The organism is Micromonospora sp. NPDC049529 (genome assembly GCF_055586685.1).
The window spans coordinates 302,904-308,903 of sequence record NZ_JBVJHT010000005.1 but is presented as its reverse complement, the minus strand read 5'-3'; the positions used below and the strand labels follow the sequence as shown (position 1 = coordinate 308,903).

The 6,000-nt window shown below is 72.2% G+C and carries 6 protein-coding genes; 3 read left to right on the top strand and 3 right to left on the bottom strand.

Annotated elements, in window-relative coordinates:
• The first annotated feature begins 242 nt into the window (after positions 1-242).
• Both ACZ6QQ_RS10855 and ACZ6QQ_RS10850 read left to right on the top strand, forming a co-directional pair.
• A complete protein-coding gene (locus ACZ6QQ_RS10855) occupies positions 243-989 on the top strand; it encodes a DUF427 domain-containing protein (protein WP_465875752.1) in 747 nt (248 codons plus the stop codon).
• A 120-nt stretch (positions 990-1,109) separates the two neighbouring features.
• Positions 1,110-1,361: a hypothetical protein gene (locus ACZ6QQ_RS10850; protein ID WP_326557905.1), complete on the top strand. Its 252-nt coding sequence runs from the start codon at positions 1,110-1,112 to the stop codon at positions 1,359-1,361.
• Positions 1,362-1,475: 114 nt separating this feature from the next.
• Here the strand turns inward: ACZ6QQ_RS10850 and ACZ6QQ_RS10845 are convergent, their stop codons facing one another.
• Positions 1,476-2,942, bottom strand: coding sequence for an SDR family NAD(P)-dependent oxidoreductase (locus ACZ6QQ_RS10845; RefSeq protein WP_465875751.1), 1,467 nt, complete (start codon positions 2,940-2,942; stop codon positions 1,476-1,478).
• A 69-nt stretch (positions 2,943-3,011) separates the two neighbouring features.
• Positions 3,012-3,581 carry a helix-turn-helix domain-containing protein gene (locus ACZ6QQ_RS10840; RefSeq protein ID WP_465875750.1) on the bottom strand — a complete coding sequence of 190 codons (570 nt, stop codon included), beginning with the start codon at positions 3,579-3,581 and terminating at the stop codon, positions 3,012-3,014.
• Positions 3,582-3,718: 137 nt separating this feature from the next.
• Between ACZ6QQ_RS10840 and ACZ6QQ_RS10835 the strand changes: the two genes are divergently transcribed.
• Positions 3,719-5,068: a benzoate/H(+) symporter BenE family transporter gene (locus ACZ6QQ_RS10835; RefSeq protein WP_465875749.1), complete on the top strand. Its 1,350-nt coding sequence runs from the start codon at positions 3,719-3,721 to the stop codon at positions 5,066-5,068.
• Here the strand turns inward: ACZ6QQ_RS10835 and ACZ6QQ_RS10830 are convergent.
• Positions 5,055-5,939 (bottom strand): serine hydrolase, encoded by an 885-nt coding sequence (locus ACZ6QQ_RS10830; RefSeq protein ID WP_465875748.1) that lies wholly within the window; start codon positions 5,937-5,939, stop codon positions 5,055-5,057. The genes ACZ6QQ_RS10835 and ACZ6QQ_RS10830 overlap by 14 nt on opposite strands.
• Between the last annotated feature and the right edge of the window lie 61 nt (positions 5,940-6,000).

The following is a 6,000-nucleotide window of genomic DNA, read 5'->3' as shown; positions in this document are numbered from 1 at the left end:
TCGCCCCTAGCGCCCACCACAAGGCTACCCCCCAGCCCTAGCCCACCCCCCGCGTCCTTCCCCGGCTCGCCTCCCTCCCCCCCCCCCCCCCCCCCCCCCGTCCGGCGCGTCACAACCTGCCCCGCGCCCGTGGGCGGTACGCCCCAAGTAGCCACCCGCGACCGACCTACGCGGGTATCCTGAGCAGGACATTTCCCGGCGCCCACAGAACGGCTGGCCGTCCCGTGCCCGACTATCCGCAGATGATCGTCCCGGTCGACCACATCGAGCCGGTGCCCCGGCGGGTACGGGCGATGCTCGGCGGCCGGGTCGTCCTGGACACCACCCGCGCCCTCTACGTCTGGGAATGGCCGTACTACCCGCAGTTCTACCTACCGGTGACGGACGTGCAGCCGGGGCTGCTGGTCGACGAGCAGCGCTCCGAGCGGCTGCGCCGGGGCACCGCGCACCGGCACGGCCTGCGCGCGGGCGACCTCTCCCGCCCGGACGCGGCCTGGGTCTACAGCGGCGACGTCCTCGCCGGCCTGGACGGAACGGTCCGGTTCGACTGGGCCGCCCTCGACTCCTGGTACGAGGAGGACGAGGAGGTCTTCGTCCACCCGCGCAACCCGTACACCCGGGTCGACGCGCTGCGGTCGACCCGGACCGTGCGGATCGAGCTGGACGGTGTGGTGCTGGCCGAGTCGTCGTCGCCGGTGCTGGTCTTCGAGACCGGTCTGCCGACCCGCTACTACCTCAACCGGACCGAGGTGGACTTCGACCACCTGGTGCCGAGCGACACCGTGACCCAGTGCCCGTACAAGGGCAGGACCAGCGGTTACTGGTCGATGCGGGTGGGTGACACGGTCCACCCCGACCTCGCCTGGGCGTACGACTTCCCGACCCGGCAGCTGATCCCGATCGCCGGGCTGATCGCCTTCTACAACGAGAAGGTGGACGTGGTCGTCGACGGCGAGCGGCTCCCCCGGCCGAAGACCCACTTCTCCTAACTGGTTCGTCCGGATACACGCCGCTTCTGGTGATGCGCCGCCGCCGACGATCCCGCCCGCGCCCACAAGCGGCGGTACGGGGCTGGCGATCACCCGCCGGATGCCGGCCATAATGGACGGATGGTCAAATGGGAGTACGCGTTGCTGGTCCGGCGTCGGGTGGGCGAGGGCCGGAGGTTGGATCTGACCTACATCTGGTACGGCCCGGACGGCTCCAGACAGGACGTGTCCGCGTTCGGGGACACCGCGATCTCGCACCTGAACCGGGTCGGCGCCCAAGGGTGGGAGCTGGTCTCCGCGGCCGAGGACATCAACAACCAGGAGAGCACGTTCGAGGTACACCGCTACCACCTCAAGCGCCCCCTCCCCTAACCTCGACCTCTCCAAGATCCGCACACTTTCACTGAAAGAGTGGCTATCCCACCTCGGATAGCCACTCTTTCTCTACAAGCGTGCGGATCTTGGGGTGGGGTGGGGTGGGGTGGGTTACCAGGGGGAGGGGGTGTAGTCCTTGAGGAAGCAGTTGTGGAGGTCTTCGCCCAGTTCGCCTCGGACGATCGGGTCGTAGACCCGGGCGGCGCCGTCCACCAGGTCCAGTGGGGCGTGGAAGCCCTCGTCGTGGAGTCGTGCCTTCACGGGGTGCGGTCGTTCGTCGGTGATCCAGCCGGTGTCCACGCTGGTCATCAGGATGCCGTCGGCCAGCATGTCGACGGCGCTGGTCCGGGTCAGCATGTTCAGGGCGGCCTTGGCCATGTTCGTGTGCGGGTGGCCGGCGCCCTTGTAACCGCGACCGAACTGACCCTCCATCGCCGACACGTTCACCACGTACTTGCGCCGGGCGGGTGCCGCCGCCATCACCGGGCGCAACCGGCTGACCAGTACGAACGGCGCCGTGACGTTGCACAGCTGCACCTCGAGCAGCTCGACCGGGTCGACCTCGTGCACCCGTCGGGACCAGCTGTTCTCCGCGTCGAGGTCGGGGGCGAGGCCACCCGCGTCGATGGCGGTCGAGGTGGCGACCCGGTCCAGTGAGGCGGAACCGCTGGTCAGAGCCAGGGCGGTCAGCTCGTGCGGGGCGAGGGCGTGCCGTTGCTGCGGCAGCGCGGCGGTCAGCGCGGCCGCGCCGATGCCGTGGTGGCCGAAGGTGACCAGCTCCGGCAGGGGCCCGGAGGGCAGCGGCGCCGATTCGGCGGCGACCAGGTGGGCGTACGAGCCGGGTGAGCGGCGGACCGTCTGTGCCGCGTTGTTGATCAGGATGTCCAGGGTGCCCTGTTCGGCCACCGAGTCGGCCAGGGCGACCACCTGGGCGGGGTCCCGCAGGTCGATCCCGACGACCCGGAGCCGGTGCAGCCACTGGTCGCTGTCCGGCATCGCGGAGAACCGGCGGACCGCGTCGTTCGGGAAACGGGTGGTGATGGTGGTGTGCGCGCCGTCGCGGAGCAGCCGCAGCGCGATGTACATGCCGATCTTGGCGCGGCCACCGGTGAGCAGGGCCCGCCGGCCGGTGAGGTCGGTGCGCGCGTCGCGCCGGCTGCGGTTGTGCGCCGCGCAGGACGGGCAGAGCTGGTGGTAGAACGCGTCAACCTCGCGGTAGCGCTCCTTGCAGATGTAGCAGGCCCTGGGCCGGCGCAGGGTGCCGGCCAGCGGGGCGTCGGTGGTCGCCGACACCAGCGGCAGGCCCTTGGTCTCGTCGTCGATGCGACCGGGTGCCCCGGTGGCGGTCGCGGCGGTGACCGCCCGGTCGGCCTCCAGCACCGCCTGCTGGCGTTCCCTGCGGCGGCGTTCCTTCACGCTCTTGAAGATCCTCGCGGTGGCCAGCCGTACCCGCAGGGCGTCCGGGTGGTCCACCGGCAGGGCGTCCACCTCGGCGAGTACGCGCAGGCAGGTCTCCAGGTCCGCTGGATCGATACCCGCCGGTGCCGTACCGGACCCACTCTGCTCACTTACCGTCATGCCGCGCTACCGCTCCGTACCTTGGGATTTCGCCGATGATTCCCGAACTCTACGCGGGGCCGGAGCACGTCAGGACGGTCCGGGTCGGCGCGGGTAGCGGATCAGCAGGCTGGCCCGCACCTCGTCCGGGCCGGCGGCGGCGTAGCCGTGCGGCACGTCCGACCGCCACGAGATGTGCTCGCCGGGTCCGGCGACCATCAGGGCGTCCAGCGGCCCGGCACGCAGTACGCCGTCGAAGACGGTGATGTGCTCGGTCACGCCGTCCTGGTGCGCGGGCGAGACCTGAGCCGGGCCGGGCGGGACCCGCAGCCGGAACAGCTCGTACGTGACCGAGGCGTCCTCGAACACCTCCAGCAGGGTGGCGATCACGGCCCGCCCGCGTACCACCGGGGGTGTCCCGTTCCCGACGTCGGCCTTGTCGGCGAGGACCACCGCCAGCGGTACGCCGAGTTGCGCGGTCACCGCGTAGAGCGTCTCCAGGGTCGGGTTGCGGGTCCCCGTCTCCAGTCCGGAGAGTGTCGCCTTGCCGATGCCGGCCCGGCGGGCCAGGGCGGACAGCGAGAGTCCCCGCGCCTCCCGCAGCTCGCGCAGCCGGCGTCCGACGCCGGCACCGCCCGGCTCGACCACGGTTGAGTCCATGGCGCTATTCTCCAGATCCCGAAAGCGTTCCGTTTACGGAACGACCGTGGAGCGCGAAGCGTTCCGCCATGGACGACCGGTGGCAGCGCGGGGGGACGCGACACCACCGGCATCGGGAGCGACCGTGGGAGGCACCGATGAACCGCCTGCTCCAACCGGTCCTGGCCGGTGTGTTGACCGCGCTGGTGGGTTTTGCCAGCACCTTCGCCGTGGTGCTGGCCGGCCTGCGGGCCGTCGGCGCCGACCAGCGGCAGGCCGCCTCCGGTCTGCTCGCCCTCTGCCTGGCCATGGGCCTGACCACGATCTGGCTCGGGGTACGCCAGCGCATCCCGATCAGCATCGCCTGGTCCACGCCCGGTGCCGCCCTGCTGATCTCCACCGGCGCCGTGCCGGGCGGGTTCCCCGCCGCCGTCGGTGCGTTCATCCTGTGTGGCCTGCTCATCGTCGCGGCGGGTCTGGTGCCGGTGCTGGGTCGGGCGATCGCCGCCATTCCCGCCCCGGTGGCCAGCGCGATGCTGGCCGGGGTGCTCTTCAACCTCTGTGTCGCCCCGGTACGCGCCCTGGTCGAGGTGCCGCTGATGGCCGCACCGATCATCGTCACCTGGGCCGTGCTGAGCCGTTTCGCCCGGCAGTGGGCGGTCCCGGCGGCACTCGCGGTGGCGGTGGTGGCGATCGTCTGGACCGCACCGGCCGGCGGGCTGACCGGTGCCGGCCTGCGCCCCACCGTCGCGTTCACCGCACCCGGTTGGACCTGGGCGGCGACGGTCAGCCTGGCCCTGCCGCTGTTCCTGGTCACCATGGCCAGCCAGAACGTGCCGGGCATGGCGGTGCTGGCCGGCTTCGGCTACCGGCCGCCGCTGCGCGGTGTGCTGGTCGGTACCGGGCTGGCCAGTGCCCTCGCCGCCCCGTTGGGTGGGCACGCGGTGAACCTGGCGGCGATCACCGCCGCTCTAGCCGCCGGGCCGGACGCGCACCCGGACCCGCGACGGCGGTGGATCGCCTCGGTCGCCGCCGGCGCCGGTCACCTCGTCCTCGGTCTCGGCTCCGGTCTGGCGACGGCACTCGTGCTGCTCTCACCACCGGTGCTGGTCGAGGCGGTCGCCGGGCTGGCGCTGCTCGGCGCCCTGGGCGCATCGATCGCGGCGGCGGTGGCCGACGTCGACGGTCGGCCGGCCGCCGTGGTGACCTTCCTGGTGACCGCGTCCGGGATCACGGTGCTCGGCCTGGGCGCCGCGTTCTGGGGCCTGCTCGCCGGCGGCCTGTTCGTCCTGCTCCACCGCCGACCGACCGGCCCACCGGCGGCGGACCCGGACGAGCCGCAACCGGACGCCGCCGGGCCGCAGTCCGGGCCGGCCGAGCCACGACCGGAGGCCGCCGGGCCGCGCTCCGCGTCGGCCGAACCGCAAGCGAGGGGCGCCGGGCCGGCCGGGGCAGAGTGCGGGCCGGCTGGGACGATGCCGTCGGCTCGGGGGGTCAGGGGATCGTGACGGCGGGCAGTTCGCGCAGCTCACCGAGGGCGTGGATGGCCAGCTTCTCGACCATCGCGATCCCGTCGGCGAGCTTCGCGTGGTCGTCGGAGAGGACGGCGACGAGCCAGTCGTGTCCGGGCTCGACCAGCCGGCCGATGCTGTTGACCTCCCAGCGGTTGCCGTTCGAGTCGTCCGGCACCCAGCCGTTCTTCACGTAGCTCTCGGTGGTCTGGGGCGTCGCGGCGGCGGGGACGCCCCACCGTTGGTCTTTGTCGACCTGGCTCATCAGATCGAGGATCAGCTCGCGGCTGGCCGGGGAGAGCGGCCCGTCGTCGGCGGTGATCGCCGCGAGCAGGCGTATCTGGTCCGCCGCGGTGGTTGTGGTCATGCCCCAGTGCGCGTTGGGCTTGGTCTCGCTCAGGCCGAGCGTCCGGTTGGCGGCGGTGAGGCCGCTCACCCTGCCGATCTTCTGGTACAGCGCGGACGCGGCGGCATTGTCACTGCTCACGATCATCGGACGGGCCTGCTGCCGGTCCGTGGCGGTGGGTTGCTGCCCCTTCTGTTGGGCGCGCAGCAGCAGGGCGGCCAGGATGTCGACCTTGACGATGCTGGCGGTCTGGAACGCTCGGGTGCCGGCGACCAGCTCGATCCCGGTCACCTGGTCGCGTACGGCCAGGGTGATCCGCTCGCCGAGGTCGGCGACGTACGCCTCGATCCGGGTCCGTGCCGCGGCGAACAGGTCCGGGGTGGGACTCGGGGTGGGGCTGGCGGCCTCCGCCGGGGCAGCCTCGCCGGCGGCCTGCGGGAGGCGCAGGACGAGTCCGGTGCCGACGGCACCCAGTCCCGCCGCGGCCAGCGCGACCGACGTGATCGCCGCTCGCCGCGACACTCCCCCTCGCCGTGGCCCATTCGTTCGAGCTTCCATCGATCTCCCCTATCGCACCACTGAC